Genomic DNA, 21,575 nt, shown 5'->3' with positions numbered 1-21,575 from the left:
CGACTCATCTCGCGTGTTCAAGTGAGGACCGCAGCTCCATCAACAGGGGCTGATAGAGTCCGGCCCCCGAAACATCTAACAGCTGCTCCGAGTGCGCGAGCATTGCGCGCGCCTCGTGGTCATCGGCAAGCGTCGATCTCGATGCACGGACAAGACCGAGCAGCAGCGATCCCAACAGCTCGGCGATTCGATCCGTGCGACGCCGGCCCACATCGACGGCCTGGCGGGAGGCGTCGAGCGCTTCATCGAGGCGTGCGGCACGATAGAGAAGATCGGCACAAGCCGCGAGCATGCGCGCCTCAAATTCAAGCCCGGCTCGGGCGCGACGTGCGTAGTCGATGGTTTCGCGCAGCTTATCGATCGCGGTCGCCAGATCGCCGCGGGTCGCATCCGCCAAGCTGCCGCACCAGAGGGCGACGATCCGGATGTAGGGCATGTCCGACTGGTCCGCGATCTTGGTCACTTCGGAAGTGTGTCGGCGGAGAAGGTCATCATTGCCGAGCGCCCAGGCCAGCTCGACCGAGGCGAAATGAGGAATGAACCGGACGACCGGCGCCAGCTGCTCAGGGGCTCTGTCGAACAATTCAAAGAGCTGAATCTCCAGCTCCGCGAAGCGGCCGAGTTGCAGCAGGATTCGTGCCCTCAGGCATTTGATCCAATATTCGACGTCGAACCCGAGAATCTGGTTGGGGTTCAGGCCGAGGGTCACGTCGCTGTCGAAGCCGCTCTGCCGGGCGATTGCGGCCTGCGCAGTTTCGGCTGCATTCAATGCCTCATTGAGGCGCCCCGACATGAAGAACGCCTGCGCCAGCATCGCATTGACGGTAGCATAGCGACCGACATCTCCCTCTTCGGAGGTCAGTTTGACCGCATCCTGCACCAGGTTGACGTAGTCGTCGGCGGCACCGGTCGAAGCCAGAACCCGTCCATAGGCGCCGATCAGGATCGGCTCGTGCATCTTGTCGGAGGAGCGGGCATAGCGGAGCGCTTCTTCGGCGTAAGGCTTGACCTCATCGGCCGACATGCCCTCGCGCCAGCCGCAGTTCAAAATCTGCCCGCTCGCAAGCGCGCGCAAGCGGTCGACATGCCCGGATTGCGGCTGATCCTGCAGCATCGTCCGGATCTTCTTCCACAGCCGCAGCGCCTCGGCCGTATTGGTGCGGCCGATCCATCGCGCTGCGCGCTGCAGATGCTCGATGGCAGGCATCGTCTGTCCGGCCGCCTCATAGTGCGACGCGATCAGGCCGGCGAATTCATCCTGATTGCCCCAGCCGAGGTTTTCGATCGTCCTTGCCGTGGCCGCATGCAGCGTTGCAAGGCGCGAGCGCAGCTGCATGGCATAGGCGACCTCCTGGATCAGCGGATGGCGGAAGGCGAGCACGCCCATGTCGAAGGGCGGCAGATCATAAAGCAGCTCGGCCTGCTGGAGCTGTGCGATCGCATCGAACAGGTCTGCATCCGCAAGCCCGGCGACCGGTTTGAGCACCGCCAGGGCGATCGAGCGCCCGATCACCGCGGCCGCTTCCAGTACGCTCTTGGCCGTATCGCCGAGACGATCGATGCGGGCTGCGATCACCGCCTGCACCGTTGCAGGCAGCGGGATCGCAGCGGGATCACCCTTCAGCCGATAGGCCCCACGCTCGCCCTCGAAATCGCCGCTTTCCGAAACGGCGCTCGCCAGCTCCTCGAGGAAGAACGGATTGCCCTGCGCGCGCTCCACGATGTTGCGGCTGAGTCCCGTCAGCGACGGGTCTTCTCCGAACATGCCACGCAACAGCTCCTGCGCCTCCTCGGAGCCGAGCGGAACGATATGCACCTCGTGGAATGCGGTCTGTTGCATGAAGGATGCGGCAAAGCCCGGCCGGTAGTTGACGAGCAGCAACCGCCTCGTGCCGATCGTCGCCTCGGCAAGCGCCTTGACGAATTCCTCGCTGGCCTCGTCGATCCAATGCAGGTCTTCGATCAGGATCACTGCGGCGCCGTCCGCGGGCGCGGTCCGAAACAAGCTCTGGACCAGATTCAGCAGCCGCGTCTTCAGCACGCCTGGATCGAGCTTGGGCGCTGGACGGGCAGGATCGGCAAGCCCCATGAACTCGAGCAGCAGCAGCGCCGAGGGCTCGCCCACCGACATCTCGGCGAGCTTTTCGCAGACACGCTGGCGCGATGCTTCGGCCGAATCCTTCGGACGGATGCCGAAGAAATCACGCAACAGCTCCAGAATGGGCTGGAATGGCGTGGCGCGGCCATGTGCGAGCACGCGCGCTTCGTAGACGCGGATACCCTGCCGCCGGCAACCTTCCGCAAATTCGAAGCACAGCCGGCTCTTGCCGATACCGGCCTCGCCGACGACGCCGACCACGCTTCCTCGCCCTTCCAGGACGTTCGCTAATTCGCGTTCAAGCACCTTGAGCTGAGCATCGCGCCCGATCAGCGGAAGCAGGCGCTGGCCGCTGCGGAAGACGTCGCTAGCCGCAGCATTGAGGCGGCCGGTCAGCTTGAAGATGGCGACCGGCGATGCGATGCCCCGAACGGTGTGGACGCCGAGCGGCTCCACCTCGACGAATTGCTTGGCACCGGCATAAGTATCCCTACTGATCAGGATCGTCCCGGGCTCCGCCATGTGCTCCAGCCGATTGGCGAGGTGCACATTCGCGCCCGCCGCATCGTAGGTCTGGTACATGCTGTTTTCGACGACCTGGACGATCACCTCGCCCGTGTGAAGCCCGACGCGAATCTGCAGGTGCGGATCGGAAAGGCGGGCAATCGAGTCCTGCATCGCCAATGCGCCCAGGCAGCCGCGAACGGCATGATCCTCGTGCGGCACGGGAGCCCCGAACAGCGCCATGACGCCATCGCCCTGTACCTTGTTGACGATGCCTTCATAGCGATGAACGGCATCCTTCATGAGGCTGAGCACCGGATCGAGGCGCTGCATCGCGAGCTCGGGATCGCCGAGACTGTCGATCAGTTGCGTCGAATCCCGGATGTCGGCAAACAGCACCGTCAAGCGCTTGCGCTCGCCGCCCTTGCTGCTCAGGCTCCGCAGCACGCGTTGGGCGGATTGATCCGGAAGCACTGAGCGACCCGGCAGAGCAGAGCCGCATTGCCCGCAGAAGCGATTGCTCTCGGCGTTGACGTGATCGCACGCCTCGCATTTCAGCCCGAGCGGGGCGCCGCAGAGATCGCAGGATGTACTCCCCGCTTGGTTCTGCCTCCCGCACCGCGCGCATTCCATGGCCCCTCCTTCCATGGCGGAATTGCTCCCCCCGGATCGAGCGGTGAGGACCATCCATCACTTGGCATAATTCTCGGACCGGACAAAGTACCCAATCGGTCCGGTCAACAAGCGCTGTCGATCACGCCTCCATTGGATCGAAAGCGCTCCGACATCATATCATCACTCAAAAAACCTGCTGAAAGCATCGCAGCGGCGACTTGCCCCCGAATCTCAGCCTCTTTCAGCTTCCACCGCCTGCCAGGCGATGTCCCGGCGGCAGAAGCCGTCGACCCATCGGATGCGATCCACGGCCTGATAGGCACGGGCCTGCGCCTCTGTCACGGTCGCGGCCGAGGCACAGACGTTCAGCACGCGACCGCCATTGGCGATGATGGCACCGTCCTTCGCCACCGTGCCGGCGTGGAATATCTCGACACCCTGGATACTAGCAGCCTCATCGAGCCCGTCGATGACCCCGCCTTTTTTGTAGTCGCCAGGATAGCCCTTCGCGGCCATGACCACCGTAACGGCGGCCTCCGGAAACCAGCGCAAGTCGAAATTCCTGAGCTGCCCGTCGCACGCCGCCAGCATGGCCGGCACCAGATCCGACATCATCCTGAGCATCAGGACCTGGCATTCGGGATCGCCGAAACGGACATTGTATTCGAACAGTTTTGGGCCCTGCGCGGTCAGCATCAGCCCGGCATAAAGGATGCCCTTGAACGGCATGCCACGCGCCTTCATGCCGGCGATGGTCGGCAGGATGATCCGCTGCATGATCTGGTCGTGGACCTCTGCGGTCACGAACGGCGCCGGCGAGTAGGCGCCCATCCCGCCGGTATTCGGCCCCTCGTCATGATCGAACACACGCTTATGGTCCTGCGCCGAGGCGAGCGGGATCGCGGTATCGCCGTCGCACAGCGCAAAGAACGAGACCTCGCGGCCCTCCAAAAACTCCTCGATCACGACCTCGGCGCCCGCGGCGCCGAAGCCGCCGCCGAACATCATCTCGATGGCGGCTTCCGCTTCTGCCAGCGTTTTCGCCACCACGACGCCCTTGCCGGCCGCGAGCCCATCCGCCTTGACCACGATCGGTGCGCCCTGCGCCCGCACATAGGCCAGCGCATCGGCAGCGTTGGTGAAGCGGCGATAGGCGCCGGTCGGGATGTTGAACTCGCTGCAGAGATCCTTGGTGAAGCCCTTGGAGCCTTCGAGCTGCGCCGCCGATCTGCTCGGCCCGAACGCCTTGATGCCGGCGGCACCGAGATCATCGACGATGCCGGCGGCCAGCGGCGTCTCCGGCCCGACCACGACGAGGTCGACCTTGTTCGCCCGGCAGAAGTCGATCACGGCGGCGTGGTTGGCGACGTCGAGCGCCACGCATTCGGCCTCCTTGGCGATGCCCGCATTGCCGGGGGCGCACCAGAGCTTGCTCAGCAGCGGGGAGGCGGCGATCTTCCAGGCGAGAGCATGTTCACGGCCACCGGAACCGATCAGGAGAATGTGCATGTGTGACGCCGTCGCTTAAAGAGGGATACCGGCGTCCGAAGCACGAAACCCGGCCGGCCCGCAAGGGGGACGCACATCGCCGCCAACTTGTCCCCGCCAGCCGGCCAAAGCCCTGTGGCCTTGGGGAGAATATGATTGGCGGGGGGCGCCCAAACTTCTTAACTATGGGGCTGTCGACACAGACCGAATCACCCGAATGGCCCCTGCGGAAGCCCTGCTCAACGCGCCCGAATTTACCGTCTCCGAGCTCTCCGGCGCGCTGAAGCGCACCGTGGAGGACCGGTTCGGCCATGTCCGGGTGCGCGGCGAGATCACCGGTTTTCGCGGCGCCCACTCCTCCGGCCATTGCTATTTCGCGCTGAAGGACGAGGGCGCCAAGATCGAGGCCGTGATCTGGAAGGGCGTGCATGTCCGGATGCGCTGCAAGCCCCAGGAAGGGCTCGAGGTGATCGCGACCGGCAAGCTCACCACCTATCCGAATTCCTCGAAATACCAGATCGTGATCGAGGCGCTGGAGCCGGCCGGCATCGGCGCGCTGATGGCGCTGATGGAGGAGCGCAAGAGGAAGCTCGGCGCCGAAGGCCTGTTCGATCCGGCGCGCAAGCAGGAACTGCCCTGGCTGCCGGAGGTGATCGGCGTGGTCACCTCGCCGACCGGCGCCGTGATCCGCGACATCCTGCATCGGCTGGAGGATCGTTTCCCGAGGCGCGTCCTGGTGTGGCCGGTGAAGGTGCAGGGCGACGACTCGGCCGAGCAGGTTGCGGCCGCGATCCGCGGCTTCAACGCGCTGCCTGAGCACGGGCGGATTCCGCGGCCCGACGTGCTGATCGTCGCGCGCGGCGGCGGTTCGCTGGAGGACCTGTGGTCGTTCAACGAGGAGATCGTGGTCCGCGCCGCCGCGGAGAGCATGATCCCGCTAATCTCGGCGGTCGGCCACGAGACCGACGTCACCCTGATCGACTTCGCCTCCGACAGGCGCGCGCCGACGCCGACCGCGGCGGCCGAGATGGCCGTGCCCGTGCGCAGCGATTTGATGGCTGAGGTCGAGAGCCTCGGCCGCCGCACCCGCATGTGCTGGCAGCGTTGCCAGGAAAGCCGCCGCAACGAGCTACGCGCCGCTGCACGCGCTTTGCCTGCCGCCAGCGACCTGCTCGCAATTCCGCGCCAGCGGCTCGATGCAGCGACAGGCGCCCTGCCCCGCGCGCTCAAGACCAACACGCATGTGCACTTCCGTCAGTTCGCCGCCGCCAGCGCCCGGCTCACACTGCGGGTGCTGCATGCGCAAATCGCGCAGGCCGATCACCGCCTGGTGGCCTCGGCCGAGCGGCTGTCCTTGTCGGCGCGCGCGCTGCTGCGGCGTCGGCGTGACCGTCATGAGGGTCTATGCGCACGGCTGAAGGCGTCCAAGCTCGCCAACGCGCAGGCCCAGCGCCAGGCGATCGCCCGCGACCGCGAGCGGACGCTGCGGCTCACTGAGCGCGCGCGCCGCGCCCTGCTCACCTCGCTGCAACGACTGTCGGCGCGGGTCGACAACGACGCCAAGCTGCTGACGGCGCTATCCTACCGCAGCGTGCTGGCGCGCGGCTTTGCGCTGGTGCGCGACGAGGCCGGCCACCCGCTGCACAATGCCGCGAGCATCGGCCCAGGCGCAGCGCTGTCGATCGAGTTCGCCGATGGCCGCGTGGCTGCAACCGCAGGCGCCGACCGGCCTGCGCCGACTGCCGTACCTCCGAGCCAGCCGAGGCCGGCGCGGGAGGCCAAGCCGGCTGCGCCAAAGCGCACGCGCGACCCTGCCGATCAGGGCAGCCTGTTTTAGATCAAAAGCAATTGAATCAAAGTGCCAGCCGCAGCTGCGGTTCACCTCTCCCCAGCGGGGAAAGGTCGATCGCGAATGCAATGAGCGATCGGGTGAGGGGGCGCTGGGCTCAAGAGGAGACTGTGACCCCTCACCCGGATTGCATCTGACGATGCAATCCGACCTCTCCCAACGGGAGAGGTGAACCTTCGCTGCCGCGCTAGTCTAGATTACCCCCTAAGCGCAAGCATCGCGATCAGCGCGCCAGCCAATCCGCGACCAGCTTCTGCGCATCGGCGCGCGCCTCGGGGTCGGAGCCGACATGGCCGCGCTCGGGCACAGCCGCGTCAGTGCTTGCGATCGCATGCACCGGTAAATTGATCCGGTCGAAATCGTGATAGGCGCCGGGATAGACCACGATCCGCGTCAGCGCGCTGCGGCCGCGGGCGCCGTCGATCATCTGCCGACAGGCCGGCGGCGAGGAGACATCGTCCTTGCCGCCAATCAGCACCAGGGTCGGCACCCGCGCGCTCCATCCAAGCCCGGAGGATGCGCGGCAATCCGGATAGAAGGCGATCGCCGCGCGGAAATCCGGCTCGACATGATCGGGCAACTGCGGACGCACCGCCCAGAGCAGCGCGCTGGCACCGCTGGCCCAGCCGATCAGGCTGATGCGGTCCGGCATCGCCCAGGACTGCTGCGCCAGCCACTTCCGTGCCGCCACGATATCGGCGACGCGGTCGCGGCGGCCGCTGATGTGCCGCTCCTTGACCCGGCATTGCGGGCCGAGCCCGCGCGAGCCATAGCTATCCGGCAGCAACACGGCCTTGCCGTCCTTCACCAATTCCTCGGCCCAATCGCGATAGCGCGGCAGCACGGGTTCGGAATGGCCGGAGAGCCCCCCGCAGCCATGCAACGCGATCACGGTCGGAAACGGGCCGTCCCCGGCGGGTTTGTAGAGCTGCGCATGCAGAATGCTGTTGCCGCTGGGAATGTCGATCGCGCTCGCAGGCGGCAACGGCTGCGCATCCGCGAGCGGAAGCACGGCATAGAGCAGCAGAGCGGCGATGGTGGCAAGCAATCGCATCAAGCGTTAGACGCGGAGAAAACGGCAGACGATCCGCACCTTAGCTACCATGCGGCATGAGGTGCGAACATCACAAATCAGTGGGTTTGCGGAAGCGACATGGGGGCCTATCTATGTTACGGATCCTCAACAATTCCTGTCGATGCCGGAAACGGCGCGCACTCAATCGGAGACAGCGGTCGTGCTGAACAAGTTTAGTCCCTCGGGCCATGGCGAAGCGCAGGTGCAGTATCTGGACGGCGATTTCCGGGTGATCTCGCCCGGCACCTATGTGCGCTGCGCGGTGACGGATGTGCGGATCCCGCTCGATGAGTTGAAATACTGGAGCGTGGACCTGCAGGAGGCCTATGCGATACCGAATGCGGTGCTACAGCGGCATTTTCCCGGCGCTCTGAAGGCACAGGAGCAACAGGGCTGAACGGCTCGCCAGCACGTCCGGCCTCGACCAACCTGGCTCAGCCGGCGTTTCGAAATACCTTCTGACGCGCCTCGAACAGGCTATCGGCCAGCAAGCGCCGCACCCCTGCTTCATCGTTAAACGCGAGCGTTACCGGGAAGGACACGATCTGCGTCGCCAATGACGCCAGCACGGTCTGGGTGCGAAGTCGCACCAAATCCTTCTCCGTCGTCACCGGCGTCAAGCCTAGCCGATCCGCCTCGGCCACGAGTTGCTCGACCTCGGCGCGCTCGAACGGATGATGATCAGCGAAGGCCTGCTCCCGCTTCACCTCGATGCCGCTAGCCCGCAGCGTCCGGAAGAAGCGGTCGGGATCGCCGATCCCGGCAAAGGCCAGCACAGGCTTCCCTTTGAGCGCTGCCACCGTGTCCGCCGCAGGCTGCAGCCGCGCCGCCAGCACCGGCTTGCCGCGCGCGGCAACCGCTGAGGCGACCGCATCGCTCGCATGTCCCGCGCCGATCACGACCAGCGCATCGGTGCGCGCAAACTGTGGCGACAGCGGTGCGCGCAGGGGACCTGCGGGAAACACGCGTCCATTGCCGAGGCCGCGCTCGCTGTCGATCACGATCAGGCTGGCGTCCTTGGCGATCGCCGGGTTCTGGAAGCCATCGTCCATCAGGATCACGCTGGCGCCTTGCGATTTCGCCAGCGCGACGCCGTCGGCACGGTCGCGCGCGACCGTCACCGCGACATGATCCGCCATCATCAGCGGCTCGTCACCGACATCGGCCGCGCCGTGCCTTGCGGGATCGACGATGATAGGCCCGCGCAGCCGTCCGCCGTAGCCACGGCTCAGCACCACCGGCCGCTCGCCGAGCTCGCGCAGCATCGCGACGAGCGCCAGCACGGTCGGCGTCTTGCCGGCGCCCCCGACATGATAGTTGCCGACGCAGATCACGGGAATGCCGGCATCAAGGCCGGTGCGCTGCAGGCGATGCGCGGCGACGGCGCCATAGAGCGCGGAGAGCGGGCGGAGCAGATGTGACGTGAGCGAGGACGGCCGATGCCAGAAGGCCGGCTCACGCATCGGCCGCTCCCATCTCGAGCCGGACCTGCAGCAGATACGGCTCGAGCGCGGACAGCGTGCGATCGAGCGCGCCGCCGAGCTGGGCGACGATGCGCTCGCCTGCGCCCACCAGCGTGCTCCGCGCATCGGCGTCGTCGAGCAACTGGCCAAGATGCCTCACCAGAGCCTCGCGGCCGTCGGCCACCCGGGCGCCGCCGGCACGATCCAGCGCTTCATAGACGTCGCTGAAGTTGAAGACGTGCGGACCATGCACGATCGCGGCGCCAAGCTTGATGGCCTCGATCGGATTCTGCCCGCCATGCTCGACCAGCGAGCCGCCCATGAACACGATCGGGGCGAGCCGATAGAACAGACCGAGCTCGCCCATCGTATCGGCGACATAGATGTCGGTCTCGGCCAAAGGCTGCTGCTCGCGCGAGCGCAAGGCAGGCTGCAGGCCCGAGCTCGCCACGAGCTGCGCCACCGCCGGACCGCGATTGGGATGGCGTGGAACGATCACGGTGAGCAGCGCCGGAAAGAAGCCTGATAGCGACTTGTGGGCGGCAATGATGACCTCCTCCTCGCCGGGATGGGTCGAGGCCGCCACGATCACCGGCCGGCCGCGCGTCATCGCCGCGAGCCGTTCGAGCCGGGCTGGATCGGCCGGCGGTGCCGGCACGTCGAGCTTGAGGTTGCCGGTGGTCAGCACGTTGCGTCCGCCCAGCGCGGCAAAGCGCTCGGCGTCGGTGCGCGACTGGGTGAGACAGAGTTCGAAGCTGCCGAGCAGCGCCGAGATGCTGCGCGACATCCGCTGCCAGCGCGGGAACGAGCGCTGCGACATGCGCCCGTTGATCAGCACCATCGGCAGCCGCCGCGCAGCGCCAGCCAGGATCAGGTTCGGCCACAGGTCGGATTCGATGAACAGCGCCAGCGAGGGCCGCCAATGATCGAGGAAGCGCTGCACGAAGCGCGGCGCGTCGTAAGGCACGTATTGGTGGATGACGTCGGAGGGAAAGCGTCGGGCCACGATGGCGGCCGACGTCACCGTGCCGGAGGTGACGAGAATGCGCAGGTTCGACGCGCGCAGCCGCTCGATCAGCGCCGCCGCGGCGAGTACCTCGCCTACGCTCGCGCCGTGGATCCAGATCAACGGCCCTTTCGGGCGCGCATCGTGGCTGAGCCCGCGACGCTCGTCGGTGCGCGCCGGGTCCTCCTTGCCGCGCTTCAGGCGCTGCCTGATCAGCGCCGGAGCAAGCGGTGCCGCAGCCGACGACAATCCGCGGTAGACGCGCAATGCCATCGGCAGCGTATCAGCCATGAGGGTACTCGTCGGGGCGACCGATGATCTCATAAGCACGACGCGTTGCCTCGTTCAACGTCGCTTCGAGCTCGACGCGAAGCTGCTCCATGGTCGCAGCGTCCGCGTCGTGCGGCACATTGATTTCCTTGATTCCCACCAGCGCGCCGCGACCGAACGGCAGATTAACGGTGGTGCTGTCCCAATTCTTCAACCGAATGAACCGGCTGGTGACCATCGCAAAAGGCATGATCGGCCGTCCGGACTCTCGCGCCAGCATGATGATGCCCAAACCCGCAACCCGCGCGCGTTTCGGCACATCTGCCGTCAGCGCAACATTATATTTCTCCTCGAGCGCGCGCACCATCTCCTTGAAAGCGCCCACGCCACCTTTGCGGTGGAACGCCGAGCCGTGATCGCCGGAGCCCCTGATGGTGCCGATGCCGAGCCGCTCGGCCGCGACCGCGTTGAACTCGCCGTCGCGGTGCCGCGAGATCAGGACCTTGGCGTGATAGCTCGCCTTGGTCTTGATGAACGGCGTCATGAAATGCTGGCCATGCCAGAACGCAAAGATCGCCGGCATCTGCGGCTCGACGATCGCATAGACGTCCGCCGGCTCGTAGGTGAACCGGTTGGTCCGCCACACCAGACGCAGATACTCGGCTGCGAGAAACCCGACGGCGCGCTGGAACCAGTTGCTGCGCAGCGTATTACGAAGCAGTTTTTTCAATGCGCGGGCTTCGTGTCTTACTTGGTGGCTTGCTTGGTATCTTGGGCCGGGTCGAGCAGCCGGTGCAGATGCACGATGAAGTAGCGCATGTGCGCGTTGTCGACGGTCTGCTGCGCCTTGGCTTTCCAGGCCACATAGGCAGTCGCGTAGTTCGGGAAGACACCCACGATCTCAACCTTGTCGAGGTCCTTGAACTCGTTCTTGTCGAGGCTGACGAGCTCGCCGCCGATGACGAGATGAAGCAACTGCTGCGGGGCGCTATCTGGCATGAATGTCGTTCCTAAATCGACGCAAATGTCCCGCGCTCCGAAGCTCGTCCCCGCAATAATCCGGAGATGAGGTTCGGCTGCAAAGGACCGTAGAAATCCTGGACTTCCGTGTGGCGCGACGGAGACCGTCAGGGCTGCGAACCGGCTCGGAAATGCGTGACGATATCGGCATGTCGATCGCGCCCCGCTGCCACTAGAATTCCGTGCACCACGTCCGGACGATTATAGCGGATCGTGTCGCCCGACAATGCCGTCATACTACCATCCGCTTCCTGCACGATCAAATGAGCCGCCGCAAGGTCCCAATCGCGGCTTTGTCCGCCTGCGAAAGCGGCGTCGAGCGCTCCATGCGCGACCCGGCACAGACGCAGCGCGAGCGAGCCGATTCGCGGATGAAGCGTGATCTCTTTCGACGAGGCGAGGCGCTCAACCAGCGGTTTCGGCCCGGCCACACGCAAGAAGTCGAGCGCGGTGCCGGAGGCGGCGCGAACCTTCACGCCGTTGAGCGTCGTGCCCTGCCCGCGCGCGGCGAAGAAGAACTCGTCGCTGACCGGAACAAAGACCGCGGCGAGAATCGGCGCGGCGTCCTCGACCAGCGCGACACTGACGCACCAGTCGCTGCGACCGGCCAGATAGGAGCGCGTGCCGTCGATCGGATCGACGATCCAGACCCGCCGCTTGCTCAAGCGCGCCTGATCGTCGGCGCTCTCCTCGGAGAGCCAGCCATAGTCCGGCCTTGCCGGGCGCAGCCGGCGTTCCAACAACTCATTGGTCGCCATGTCCGCTTCCGAGACCGGCGACGAGGCGCCCTTGATCCAGTTGCGCACATCGGTGCCGAACATCGACAGCGCGAGTTGGCCTGCCTCGCGCACCGTATCTCTCAGGAGAAGCGCATCGCGCGCCAGGCTCGTATCGGCCAGGCTCGCATCGGCAATGGCTGCAGGATCAGCGTCCGCCAAGCGTCAGTCCTTCGATACGCACGGTCGGCGCATTGACGCCATAGCGGAACTCCAGATCGTTGGCCGGAACCATCGATTTGAAGATCTCGAACAGATGGCCGGCGATCGTCACCTCGCTGACGGCATAGGTGGTCTTGCCATTCTCGATCCAGAAGCCCGACGCGCCGCGGCTGTAATCGCCGGTGACCCCGTTGACGCCCGACCCTATCAGGTCGGTGACGTAGAAGCCCTGCTTGATGTCGGAGATCAGGTCGGCCGGCGTGACGCTACCGGCCTCAAGATGCAGATTATACGGGCCCGGTGAGGGTGACGAGGACACACCGCGATGGGCATGGCCGGTCGTGGCCATTCCGAGTTCGCGCCCCGTCGCCGAATCCAAGAGCCATGTCGTCAGCACGCCGTCGTCGACCAGGGCCAGCCGCTTGACCGCGACGCCCTCGGCGTCGAATGGCTGCGACCGCAGACCGCGCTTGCGCAAGGGATCATCGATGATGCGGATGCCCTTGGCAAACAATTGCGCGCCGAGCTTGTCCTTCAAGAAGCTGGTCTTGCGCGCGATCGATGCGCCATTGATGGCACCGACGAGATGGCCGACCAGCGAGCCGGAGACGCGGGGATCGAACACGACCGGCACCTGGCAGGTCTCGACCTTGCGAGGATTGGCGCGCGCCACCGCGCGCTCACCGGCGCTGCGGCCGACACTGGCAGGCGGCAAAAGGTCGTCGGCATGAGGCGCCGACGTGTAATCATAGTCGCGCTCCATCCCGGTGCCTTCGCCCGAGATTGCGGTCGTCGAGATTCCCTGACTGGAGCGCAGGTAGCTGCCGTGGAAGCCGGCGCTCGTCACCAGCACCATGCCGCCGATGCCTGCGGACGCCGAAGCGCCGCCCGACTTCGTGACGCCTGCAACAGCCAGTGCGGCCGCTTCGGCCTCCTGCGCGCGCCGCTCCAGTTCCGCGGTCGACGGGATGTCCGGATCGAGCAGGTCGAGTTCGGGAATGTCGCGCGCCAGCAGCGCGGAATCGGCAAGGCCGACATATTTGTCGTCAGGCGCGACGCGCGCCATAGCGACCGCGCGCTCCGCCAGCCGCGCGACTCCGTCGCCGCTGACGTCGTTGGTGGAGACCACCGCCTGGCGCCGCCCGACCAGCACCCGCAGGCCGACATCATCGCCTTCGGAGCGCTCCGATTCCTCGACACGTCCGTCCCGCACCTCCACACCTTGCGAGACGCCGCGCACGGCGATCGCGTCCGCAGCATCGGCGCCCGCTTTGCGCGCAGCTTCGACCAGGCGTTCGGCCAACGCGCTGAGCGCCGATTGATCGAACAGATCGGAATGAACGGCTTTCGGCGAGCGCGACGAGGTAGCTGAAGGTGATGAGGTCACAAACGGAATCCCGAGCGATTGCAAGTGGCTTTTGAAGGCGGCTCAACCAACACCAGATGTGCCTGTTTGGCGTGGGATTCAAGCCGTTTTCAGCGCGGGGACGCTTCAGATTGTCGGCAAATCCGCAAGGACTCGTCAATCATGCGTGCCAAGGTCTTGTCAATCATGCCGGCAAGAGCCTGTGCGGTGACACCCGGTTAACCAGGGTTCTTAAGCGAAAACGGAGGCCGCCCATGGCAAGGTCGCGCGTATCGACCGGAAACATAATTCCGGCGGGGAGACCAGGCCGTGAGGCGTCAAACAGCAACAAGCGGAAGCAATTCCGCCGGGTCGGGCCGCATGCCGCGGCTCGACCCTCTTTCTCTGCCGCTCTCGTTCAGCGCGCACGACACCCGTGCCGATGGCGGCGTCAGGCAGGTCGAGCTTCATCGCGAGCGCGTGGTGCTGCGCCGTGCCATCAGCGGCATGCGCATGGCCGTCAATGTTCGGGTCAGCGACTTCCTCGGCATTGCACTGCGCGAGGTCGACGACGCGCAGATGCTGGTGCTCGTGCATCGCGATCCCTCGCTCACCATTCCGCTCTGCATCAGCGACGATCGCGACGAGATCACTGACGCCTGGGAGATGTGGAGCGAGACTTTCGCGCTGCCGCAGCTGCGAGACGCCGGGTACGAGCCGGCGCCGCGTCGCCGCCGGCACAATGTCATTCGCACGCGCCGTCCGCGCTTCCTGGTGCGCCGGAAGAGCGGCGAATTGCTGGCTTGCGCGCCGGTCTATCGCGGCGAGCGTGAGATCATCGCACGCGACTAATCTATCCGATCGACCGCAGCACCGCGTCGGCCACCAGGCCCACGAACAGCAGCAGCCCGGCATCGCGGTTCGACTTGAACACGCGCAGGCACAGCGCCGTGTCCGAAATCTCGAGCCTGCGGATCTGCCAGCCGAGATGCACCGCGAACGCGGCGAGCCCGATCCAGGCGGCAATGTGAGATCCGGCCGACAGCAGCGCGGTGCCGATCAGCACCACGGCAAGCCCATAAAGGATCACCAGGGCGCGGTGCGTGCGCGCGCCGAACAGCCGCGCCGTCGACTTGATGCCGATCAGCGCATCGTCCTCGGCATCCTGATGCGCGTAGATCGTATCATAGCCGATCACCCATGAGATCGAGCCGGCGTAGAGCAGGATCGCCGTCGCATCGAGCCGCGCGAACGCCACCGCAAAGCCCATCAAGGCACCCCAGGAGAAGGCGAGCCCGAGCACGGTCTGCGGCCACCAGGTGATGCGCTTCATGAACGGATAGATCGCGACGATCGCAAGCGACGCGACGCCGGTCGCAACCGCAAACCAGTTGAACTGCAGCAGCACGATCAGCCCGATCAAGGCTTGCGCCACGAGAAACAATAGCGCCCGCTTGACGCTGATCTGGCCGGCCGGAATCGGCCGCGACCGCGTGCGCTCCACCTTTGCGTCGAGATCTCGATCGGTGATGTCGTTCCAGGTGCAGCCGGCCCCGCGCATCACGAAGGCGCCGATGAAGAACAGCGCGATCCAGAGCGGCAGACGGGACAGGTCGTGCGCGATGCCGGACGCAAGCGCGGCCGACCACCAGCACGGCATCAACAGCAGCCACGAACCGATCGGCCGGTCGTAGCGCGCGACCCTGAGATAAGGCCGCGCCCATTGCGGCGCTGTCGTATCGACCCAGTTGCCGGGCGCGTCAGTAACGCGTGCGGCAGCACTGCTCATCGGGTGAGAACGTTGCCGGTCAGCGTGTCAAACGCCGAGCCACCCTTCTTGCCCGTATTGGCCTCAGGCAAGGCGGCAGACGAGCCCAGTACATCGCTCAGCTGCGGGGTGGCCTGCTGCTGACGCTGCTTCATCTGCTCCGCCACCTTGCAGACCTTGGCCTGCACACCTTCGGTGCCCTTGTGGTTGGTCTTCAGCTGCTCGGCGATCTGGGCAGGAATGCCGCAGCTCGCCGCATGAGTTTCGACATACTTGATCATCTTGACTTCGGCCGCGCTGTAGGCGGCAAACAGCTTGCAAGCCTCATCTGGTGTGGCCTTGCGATCGCTGGCGGCCTTGATCAGCTTGCCGCGCCGCTCCGCCTCCTCGCGCAGCGGGACGAACTCCTTCATGCAGCTATCGGGCGGGCCGCCCTGCGGCGCTGCGGACATCGGGCGCTGAAAACCTCCGCCGCCCCCGAAAGCTGGCGCGCCGGCGCTGGGAAACGGGCTCATCGCAGGCGGCGCGCCGACCGAGGCTCTCGGCGCTCCGTTCACCGGCGGAAATGCCGGATCATTGGCCGGCGCCTGCTGCCCGGGCAGCGGCGCCGGAAAGGCTCCCTGCGCGCCAGCCTGCCCGACGGAGAGCGTCAGGAGCGTCGCGGCGAGCGGCACGATGAGATGGCGGATAAGCAAGGCTGGTTCTCCGGTAAGACCAGGATTTCCTTAACACTTCCGGATGAAAGCGAGATCCGAGTAGCGGCTTTTACGATTCCCGCCAACTCAAGACAACCGCGCATTTTGTCATCAGCGCGGCGCAGAGCTGCAGGGACCTCACCCAAAGGATGAAATCGGGGCTGAAAGACGGGATTTGAGAGGAATTTTAGCTCACAAGAGCCTGATTCGGTATGCTGGATGCCGACGGCTCCGGGATCAAGCGGAGCCAATTCTGCTCAAGAAGGGCCCTTTGACGGGCCCCTCAAGTCATCCTTGCCATCGAAATCGCCCGTGGGCCCAGCCGGCGATCAAGGCAACCTCCCCGTCAGAAAACCTTTCTCGGCAGAACCGAGATTTCCGCCACGCTTCGCGGTAGAAGCATCTTCAGTTCCCAGTCTCACCGCCGCCAGCCCCTCTCGCCAATCCATGCCCGACTACGACTTTTCTGCTCCGCGCCTATTCGTCGATGTTCCCTTGGGCGAGGGGCTCACCGTCGCGCTGGAGCGGGACCAAAGCAATTATCTCGGCAACGTGCTGCGGCTGGCGGCCGGCGACACCGTGCTGGTGTTCAACGGCCGCGACGGCGAATGGCAGGCGGAGATCGTGGTGCGCAAGCGGCCGGATGGCCTGATCATCCGCATGCAGACCCGGCAGCAAGACACCCTGCCCGACCTCACTTATGTCTTCGCGCCGTTGAAGCACGCCAGGCTCGATTACATGGTGCAGAAGGCGGTGGAGATGGGCGCAGCCTGCCTGCAGCCAGTCATGACCCGTTACACCCAGGTGTCGCGGGTCAATGGCGAGCGGATGCGCGCCAATGTGATCGAGGCCGCCGAGCAATGCGGCATCCTGAGCCTCGCCGATGTTAGCGATCCCCTGCCATTGGAACGCTATCTCGCCCAACGCGCGCCCGAGCGGCTGCTGGTGTTCTGTGACGAGGCGGCCGAAGTGGCCGATCCCTTGGCGGCGCTGAAGGCCGTGGCACGGCCGGTCGCCGGCATCGACCTCTTGATCGGGCCTGAAGGCGGCTTTGCGGAGGAGGAACGCGCGCTGCTGCTGCGCCAGCCCCGATTGGTCCGGTTGGCGCTCGGGCCGCGGATCCTGCGGGCCGACACCGCCGCGGTCGCCGGCCTTGCCGTCATCCAGAGCACGCTCGGCGACTGGGCGGATAGGCTGGAACTGCGATCTCGTTAAGTCACTTGCCCATTGCCTGTCGAAACCCATTCCCGGCCGTGCTAAGGCGCTGCCATCTCGAAGCTCTGGAACCCGATTTTACGATGACCGGACCCGCAGCCCCGACCGTACCAGCCGCATGGGCCGGCACCCTGCTGCAATCCTTCGCCGAGGCGGGCTATGAGCGGGCCGAGCCGGCCATTCTGCAGCCCGCCGAGCCGTTCCTGGATCTCTCGGGCGAGGACATCCGCAAGAGCCTGTATTTGACCTCCGACCCCAGCGGCGAGGAGCTCTGCCTGCGTCCCGACCTGACCATTCCGGTCGCACGCGACTATCTCGCCTCCCCGCGCGCCGGCCAGCCGGCCGGGTTCAGCTATCTCGGACCGGTGTTCCGCTATCGTGGCGGCCGCCCGAGCGAGTTCCTGCAGGCCGGCATCGAATCCTTCGGCCGCCAGGATCGCCCCGCGGCGGATGCCGAGATGCTGGCGCTGGCGCTCAAGGCGACCAGCGCAGCCGGTGCCGATGTGGAGATCCGCACCGGCGACGTGGCGCTGTTCATCGCGTTGATCGACGCGCTCGACCTCTATCCGGTCTGGCGGCGGCGCCTGATCAAGGACTTCAACCGCAAGATCACGCTGGAGCAGGATCTGGAGCAACTCACAATCGCCTCCGCCGCCAGCCGCGAATATGAGGGCGTGCTCGCCGCGCTGGCCGGCAGCGACCGCAAGGCCGCCCTGGCCCTGGTCACCGACCTGATGTCGATCGCCGGCGCGACCGCGCTCGGCGGGCGCACGGTGGCCGAAATCGCCGACCGCTTCCTCGAGCAATCGACCCTGAAGGGCGGCGCCCTGCCCCGCAACGCGCTCGATCTGCTCAAGCGCTTTCTCGGCATCAGCGGCACGCCGGCGGAGGCGATCGCCGCACTCCGCAGCCTCGCCGCTGACGCCAGCCTCGACATCGCTGCTGCGATCGATCAGCTCGAGGCGCGGATCGGCTTCATGGCGCAGCATGGCATCGACACCAACACGGTCCGCTTCGCCACCGCCTTCGGTCGCGGGCTCGACTACTATACCGGGTTCGAATTCGAGCTGCATCGCAAGGGCAACGGCGTCGAGCCGCTGGTCGCCGGCGGCCGCTATGATGGCCTGCTCAGCCAGCTTGGCGCGGCTGAGCCGATCCCCGCCGTCGGCTTCTCGATCTGGGTGGAGGCGCTGACGCAGACCGATCATGCGCGCGCGGGCGCGCGCGGGAGACTGTGATGAGCACCCCTCTCGTCGTTGCCGTGCCCTCCAAGGGGCGGCTGCAGGAACAGGCCGAGGCCTTTTTCGCCCGCGCCGGGCTCGCGCTGTCGAAGCCGGGCGGCGCCCGCGACTATCGCGGCACCATCTTGGGCCTCGACAATGTCGAGATCGCTTATCTCTCGGCGAGCGAGATCGCGGCCCAGCTCGCGCGCGGCGCGGTCCATCTCGGCGTTACCGGCGAGGATCTGGTGCGGGAGAGCATCGTCGATGCCGACAAGCGGGTGCTGCTGATCGATACGCTCGGCTTCGGCAGCGCCAATGTCGTCGTCGCAGTGCCGCAGGCCTGGATCGACGTCCGCACCATGGCCGATCTCGACGACGTCACCACGGGCTTCCGTGCCCAGCATAACCGCCGCATGCGCGTGGCGACCAAGTACATCAACCTGACCCGCAGCTTCTTCGCCCAGCACGGCGTCGTCGATTATCGCATCGTCGAGAGTGCGGGTGCGACCGAAGGCGCGCCTGCGGTCGGCACCGCCGAGCTGATCGTCGACATCACCACGACAGGCGCGACGCTCGCTGCCAACGGGCTGAAGGTGCTCGACGACGGCGTGATCCTGCGCAGCCAAGCCAATCTCGTGGCCGCGCGCGAGGCCGACTGGTCGACGAACGCGCGCGAAAGCGCGCGCGTCATTCTCGACCACATTCATGCGCGTGCCCGCGCGAGCAAGTACCGGGAGGTCCGCACGCGTTTCAAGGGCTGCAACGACGCGCTGCTGACGGAGGCGCATAACCGTTTCGGCGTCGTGGCCCCGTTCGGCGGCCCGACCTCGTCGGGCATGCTGACCTTGCACTGCCCGCCAGCGCACATCTATGCGGTCGGCAGCTTCCTGCGCGAGCACGGCGCGGAGACGGTATCAGTTGCCTCGCTCGACTACGTGCTCGACCGCGACAATCCGCTCTTCGCCAGGCTTGATGCATTCCTGGTGAAGTAGCTCGCCGTTCATCGTAGCGACAGGAAGCCTCAACTACCATATGTAGGGGGCAGGCGATGTGGGAACCTGACCGATGATGCTGGGCACTGACGTTTCCGACCTGACCACGACTGCGGCTGATGCCGCCGCGCAAGGTCTGTCGATCGTGATCCCCGTCTACAACGAAGCGGCCGGACTGAGCCTGCTGCACGAGCGCTTGAGCGCGCTGGCGCGCACTCTGCGCCAGCGCTTCGGGCTTGCTTGCGAGGTCGTCTATGTCGATGACGGCAGCAGCGACAATACACTCGCCGTGGCCCGGACGCTGGGCGCTGACGCGCTCGACGTCCAGGTGGTGTCGCTGTCGCGCAATTTCGGCAAAGAGGCCGCGCTGATGGCGGGCCTCGACCATGCAAGGCGTGGCGCTGTCATGTTCATGGACGGCGACGGGCAACATCCGCCGGCCCTGGTCGAGCAGCTCGTCACCCACTGGATCAAGGACGGCTACGACGTCGTCTACACCGCCAAGGCGCACCGCGACAACGAGTCCTTCCTGCGTCGGATCGCCGTGCACGGCTTTTATGCGCTGATCAATTGGGGCGCGCGGCAGAAGATCCCGGAGGATGCCGGCGACTTCCGCCTGCTGTCGCCGCGCGCGGTGGCCGCCTTGCGGCAGCTTCCCGAGCGCAACCGCTTTTTCAAGGGGCTGGCGAGCTGGATCGGCTTCCGCCAGATCCGCGTCGACTACGAGCCCGCGCCGCGCGCTCATGGCGCCACCACCTTCAACTTGATGCGGCTGGTCGGCCTCTCGATCGAAGGCCTGACGTCGTTCTCGGTGGCGCCCCTGCGCTTTGCCAGCCTCCTCGGCCTGCTGCTGGCCTCTGCCGCATTCCTGTTCGGCCTGTCGATCCTGTGGGAGACCTTCACGACAGGCAAATCGGTCCCCGGCTATCCATCGCTGGTGGTCGGCCTGATGACGATCGGCGGCGTGCAGCTCATCATGATCGGCGTGCTGGGTGAGTATATCGGCAAGATCCTCTCCGAGCTGAAAGCGCGGCCGATCTACTTCGTTGCCGAGCACAGCGAAAAGCGCGCGCCCGAGACGGCTGCAAACCACGGCGAAAGGTCCGCCGCCGAATGAGCGAGGCGCCGCATCGGCGCATCTGGTTGTGCGCGGACGATTACGGCATCAGTCCCGGCGTCAATCGTGCGATCCGCGATTTGATCGCGCGCGGCCGGTTGAATGCGACCTCGGTGATGACAGTGGGTCCGGCGATCGGGCGCGACGAGGCCGACGCGCTCAACAAGATCGCGGCCGAAAGCGCGCGTTGCGCGATCGGGCTGCACGTGACGCTGACCGCGCCATTCCGTCCCCTGACCATGTATTTCCGCCCGCTCGACGGCGGCCTGTTTCTGCCATTCCCTAAGCTGTTGCGGGCGGGACTGATGCGCCGGCTCGATTCCGAGATGATCCGTGCCGAGGTGATGGCGCAGCTTGCGTCCTTCCGTGACCTGTTCGGCCGGGCGCCCGATTTCGTCGACGGTCATCAGCACGCGCAGCTCTATCCACAGGTGCGCGACGGCTTTCTCGCTGCCGTGAAGGAAGCCGCACCCGATGCCTGGGTCCGCCAGGGCGGCCGCAACATCGCGCTGATGCAGCGGCTGGCAGCACCCAAGGCATTGCTGCTCGATGTCCTCAGCATGCAATTTCGTCGCCGCGCGGCCCGCAAGAGCATCGCCTTCAATCCTGCATTTGCCGGCGCCTATGATTTCACCAAGGTGTCCGATTTCGGATCGCTGATGGGCGGTTTTCTCGACGGACTGCCCGAGAATGGCCTCATCATGTGCCATCCCGGCTTCGTCGATGATGTGCTGGCGGAGCTCGACCCGCTCACGACGCAGCGCGAGCATGAACATGCCTATCTCGCCGGCGAAGCATTTCCGCAGCTCCTTGCCGCGAACAAAGTGACACTAGCCTAAACGTTCTCCATGCAAGTGCATGGTCGTTTTGACGCATACCGAAATTTAATCGGGC

General features: G+C 65.8%; 19 protein-coding genes. 8 read left to right on the top strand and 11 right to left on the bottom strand.

The genetic code is table 11. The features are described 5' to 3' along the window. Positions 1-4: 4 nt before the first annotated feature. Entirely contained in the window at positions 5-3,235 is a 3,231-nt protein-coding gene (locus tag P6U24_RS09590; RefSeq protein WP_407158884.1) for an AAA family ATPase, read from the bottom strand. A 213-nt stretch (positions 3,236-3,448) separates the two neighbouring features. After that, complete coding sequence (gene purD, locus P6U24_RS09585; protein ID WP_407158883.1) at positions 3,449-4,726, bottom strand: phosphoribosylamine--glycine ligase; 1,278 nt, start codon at positions 4,724-4,726, stop codon at positions 3,449-3,451. Positions 4,727-4,922: 196 nt separating this feature from the next. On the opposite strand from purD, the gene xseA reads away from it, so the two are divergent. Continuing rightward, positions 4,923-6,542: an exodeoxyribonuclease VII large subunit gene (gene xseA / locus P6U24_RS09580; protein WP_407158882.1), complete on the top strand. Its 1,620-nt coding sequence runs from the start codon at positions 4,923-4,925 to the stop codon at positions 6,540-6,542. Between the two features lie 235 nt (positions 6,543-6,777). On the opposite strand, the gene P6U24_RS09575 is transcribed toward xseA, so the two are convergent. Then, complete coding sequence (locus tag P6U24_RS09575; RefSeq protein WP_407160407.1) at positions 6,778-7,608, bottom strand: dienelactone hydrolase family protein; 831 nt, start codon at positions 7,606-7,608, stop codon at positions 6,778-6,780. A 181-nt stretch (positions 7,609-7,789) separates the two neighbouring features. Between P6U24_RS09575 and P6U24_RS09570 the strand changes: the two genes are divergently transcribed. Next, the gene (locus tag P6U24_RS09570) at positions 7,790-8,026 is read left to right on the top strand and encodes a DUF2093 domain-containing protein (RefSeq protein WP_407158881.1); all 237 of its coding nucleotides are present in this window, start codon (positions 7,790-7,792) and stop codon (positions 8,024-8,026) included. Positions 8,027-8,063: 37 nt separating this feature from the next. Here P6U24_RS09570 and lpxK read toward each other — a convergent pair whose 3' ends face one another. The 6 genes from lpxK to P6U24_RS09540 form a co-directional block, all read right to left on the bottom strand. Then, positions 8,064-9,092 (bottom strand): tetraacyldisaccharide 4'-kinase, encoded by a 1,029-nt coding sequence (lpxK, locus tag P6U24_RS09565; protein ID WP_407158880.1) that lies wholly within the window; start codon positions 9,090-9,092, stop codon positions 8,064-8,066. Next, positions 9,085-10,389, bottom strand: coding sequence for a 3-deoxy-D-manno-octulosonic acid transferase (locus P6U24_RS09560; RefSeq protein ID WP_407158879.1), 1,305 nt, complete (start codon positions 10,387-10,389; stop codon positions 9,085-9,087). The genes lpxK and P6U24_RS09560 overlap by 8 nt, the downstream gene beginning before the upstream one ends. Next, on the bottom strand, positions 10,382-11,098 hold the full coding sequence (locus P6U24_RS09555) for a lysophospholipid acyltransferase family protein (RefSeq protein ID WP_407158878.1): 717 nt from the start codon (positions 11,096-11,098) through the stop codon (positions 10,382-10,384). The genes P6U24_RS09560 and P6U24_RS09555 overlap by 8 nt, the downstream gene beginning before the upstream one ends. A gap of 17 nt (positions 11,099-11,115) precedes the next feature. After that, positions 11,116-11,367: a DUF4170 domain-containing protein gene (locus P6U24_RS09550; RefSeq protein WP_407158877.1), complete on the bottom strand. Its 252-nt coding sequence runs from the start codon at positions 11,365-11,367 to the stop codon at positions 11,116-11,118. Positions 11,368-11,495: 128 nt separating this feature from the next. Beyond that, positions 11,496-12,239, bottom strand: a complete 744-nt coding sequence (locus tag P6U24_RS09545; protein ID WP_407160406.1) for a 3'(2'),5'-bisphosphate nucleotidase CysQ — start codon at positions 12,237-12,239, stop codon at positions 11,496-11,498. Positions 12,240-12,312: 73 nt separating this feature from the next. Next, positions 12,313-13,713: a TldD/PmbA family protein gene (locus P6U24_RS09540; protein WP_407158876.1), complete on the bottom strand. Its 1,401-nt coding sequence runs from the start codon at positions 13,711-13,713 to the stop codon at positions 12,313-12,315. Between the two features lie 288 nt (positions 13,714-14,001). Here P6U24_RS09540 and P6U24_RS09535 point away from each other — a divergent pair, with 288 nt between their 5' ends. Then, complete coding sequence (locus P6U24_RS09535; RefSeq protein WP_407158875.1) at positions 14,002-14,523, top strand: DUF6101 family protein; 522 nt, start codon at positions 14,002-14,004, stop codon at positions 14,521-14,523. Position 14,524: 1 nt separating this feature from the next. Here the strand turns inward: P6U24_RS09535 and ubiA are convergent, their stop codons facing one another. Continuing rightward, complete coding sequence (ubiA, locus tag P6U24_RS09530; RefSeq protein WP_407158874.1) at positions 14,525-15,460, bottom strand: 4-hydroxybenzoate octaprenyltransferase; 936 nt, start codon at positions 15,458-15,460, stop codon at positions 14,525-14,527. Beyond that, on the bottom strand, positions 15,457-16,134 hold the full coding sequence (locus tag P6U24_RS09525; protein WP_407158873.1) for a hypothetical protein: 678 nt from the start codon (positions 16,132-16,134) through the stop codon (positions 15,457-15,459). The genes ubiA and P6U24_RS09525 overlap by 4 nt, the downstream gene beginning before the upstream one ends. Before the next feature lie 447 nt (positions 16,135-16,581). On the opposite strand from P6U24_RS09525, the gene P6U24_RS09520 reads away from it, so the two are divergent. The 5 genes from P6U24_RS09520 (at position 16,582) to P6U24_RS09500 (ending at position 21,520) form a co-directional block, all read left to right on the top strand. Further along, entirely contained in the window at positions 16,582-17,349 is a 768-nt protein-coding gene (locus P6U24_RS09520; protein WP_407158872.1) for a 16S rRNA (uracil(1498)-N(3))-methyltransferase, read from the top strand. An 83-nt stretch (positions 17,350-17,432) separates the two neighbouring features. Further along, complete coding sequence (locus tag P6U24_RS09515) at positions 17,433-18,587, top strand: ATP phosphoribosyltransferase regulatory subunit (RefSeq protein WP_407158871.1); 1,155 nt, start codon at positions 17,433-17,435, stop codon at positions 18,585-18,587. Further along, positions 18,587-19,564: an ATP phosphoribosyltransferase gene (gene hisG / locus P6U24_RS09510; RefSeq protein WP_407158870.1), complete on the top strand. Its 978-nt coding sequence runs from the start codon at positions 18,587-18,589 to the stop codon at positions 19,562-19,564. The genes P6U24_RS09515 and hisG overlap by 1 nt, the downstream gene beginning before the upstream one ends. Before the next feature lie 73 nt (positions 19,565-19,637). Further along, positions 19,638-20,681: a glycosyltransferase family 2 protein gene (locus tag P6U24_RS09505; RefSeq protein WP_407158869.1), complete on the top strand. Its 1,044-nt coding sequence runs from the start codon at positions 19,638-19,640 to the stop codon at positions 20,679-20,681. Beyond that, positions 20,678-21,520: a ChbG/HpnK family deacetylase gene (locus tag P6U24_RS09500; RefSeq protein ID WP_407158868.1), complete on the top strand. Its 843-nt coding sequence runs from the start codon at positions 20,678-20,680 to the stop codon at positions 21,518-21,520. The genes P6U24_RS09505 and P6U24_RS09500 overlap by 4 nt, the downstream gene beginning before the upstream one ends. Positions 21,521-21,575: the final 55 nt, after the last annotated feature.

Origin of the sequence: Bradyrhizobium sp. STM 3557, from assembly GCF_045571465.1 — a bacterium.
Lineage (GTDB): Bacteria > Pseudomonadota > Alphaproteobacteria > Rhizobiales > Xanthobacteraceae > Bradyrhizobium.
The sequence above is the reverse complement of the archived record's forward strand: the minus strand, read 5'-3'. Positions and strand labels throughout refer to the sequence as shown.